Source organism: Cellulomonas sp. A375-1 (assembly GCF_001040865.1).
Lineage (GTDB): Bacteria > Actinomycetota > Actinomycetes > Actinomycetales > Cellulomonadaceae > Cellulomonas > Cellulomonas gelida.
The window spans coordinates 11,046-12,503 of sequence record NZ_LFKW01000089.1; the positions used below are offsets into that span (position 1 = coordinate 11,046).

The 1,458-nt window shown below is 76.0% G+C and carries 2 pseudogenes; one reads left to right on the forward strand and one right to left on the reverse strand.

Annotation, left to right across the window (positions count from 1 at the left end):
• Positions 1 to 633: pseudogene (locus CWIS_RS19385) on the reverse strand (glutathione S-transferase family protein); the annotation flags it as partial.
• Positions 634 to 723: 90 nt separating this feature from the next.
• Between CWIS_RS19385 and CWIS_RS09550 the strand changes: the two are divergent.
• Positions 724 to 1,458 (forward strand): annotated as a pseudogene (locus CWIS_RS09550) (hypothetical protein); the annotation flags it as partial.

Here is a 1,458-nt window from a genome sequence, read left to right on the forward strand (position 1 = left end):
CCAGTCCAGCCGGTCGAACAGCCGGCCGAACGCGGTCTCGTAGGCCTCCTGCGTCCCCGCGAACCCGCACCGGTACACGCCGTTGTTGACGTCGCGGTAGACGAGGTCGGCGACCTCGTCGATCTCCTCGCGCAGGTGCTCCGGATACAGGTCGGGGGCGCCCGGACGGTGGTGGGCGGTCCACTGCGTCGACAGGTCGAGCGTGAGCTGCGCGAAGTCGTTGGTGACGACCGCGCCCGTCGGGACGTCGACGATCGCAGGCACCGTGATCCCGCGCGGGTAGTCGGGGAACCGCGCGAGGTACGCGTCGCGGATCCGGGGGATGCCCAGCACCGGGTCGACGCCGCCGGGGTCGAGGTCGAACGTCCACGAGCGCTCGTCGTGCGTCGGGCCGCACACGCCCATCGACAGGACCGGCTCGAGGCCCAGCAGGCGGCGCACGATGATCGCGCGGTTCGCCCACGGGCACGCGCGCGCGACGACGAGGCGGTAGCGCCCCGGCTCGACCGGGTACCCGTCGCGGCCGTCGGCCGTGATCCTGGTCTCGATGTACCGGGTGTCGCGGCGGTACTCGGTGCCGGGCTGGGAGTACACGCCGGGGCGGTCGTGGGCGTCGGCGGCGGTCGGGCTCATCGCCCGATCATGCCTGGTCGCCAGGGCCGGCACACCTCTGAGCCGCCCCACGTAGAGTGACGCGACCTGTCACCGGCCGGAGGGGGCGACGTGCGGCGAGGACGTGCTGCGCTGGGGATCGTCACGACCGCACTGGTCGTGGTGCTCGTCGGGGCGCTGCTGGTGTTCGCCGGGCAGCAGGACGCCCCACCCGCGGCGCACCGGACCGCGACGGCGAGCAGGACCGCCACCCCGAGCCCCGTCCCGACGCCCGCACCCGTCGCGACGCTGCACGCACCCGACGCCGTCGCGACCGTGCTCCCGGCCGGTGACGCGCTGAGCGCCGCGCTCGAGGCGTCGGCGGCGGTGTTCGCGTCGGCGCCCGTGGCGGTCGTCGCCCCCGCCGACGACGAGGCCGCGGTGCTCACCGGCGCGTCAGCGGCGGTCGCGGTCGGCGCCCCGATGCTGCTGACGTCGACCGCGAAGGCCAACCGGGCCGTGCGGGCCGAGCTCGCGCGGCTCGACCCGCGGGCCGTCCTCGTCGTCGGCGCCGCTCCGTCGACGGTCGCGCCCTCGGGAGCCACCCTCGTGCCGGTGACCGCAGGTGCGGGTCCCGACGAGCTCGAGGCCGCGACGGGGGTGCGGTTCGGGCCGGCGCTCGAGGCCGACGACGTCCCGGGTGCGGTGGCGGGCCTCGGGGCCCGACCAGTCCCGGCGCTCGTCGTCCCCGGCGCGCTCCCGACGCCCGATGCGGCGACGCCGGCACCGTCCACCGCATCTGCGCCGTCCACCCCGTCTCCGCCGTCCACAACTCCGGCGTCCACAGCTCCGGCGTCCACAACTCCG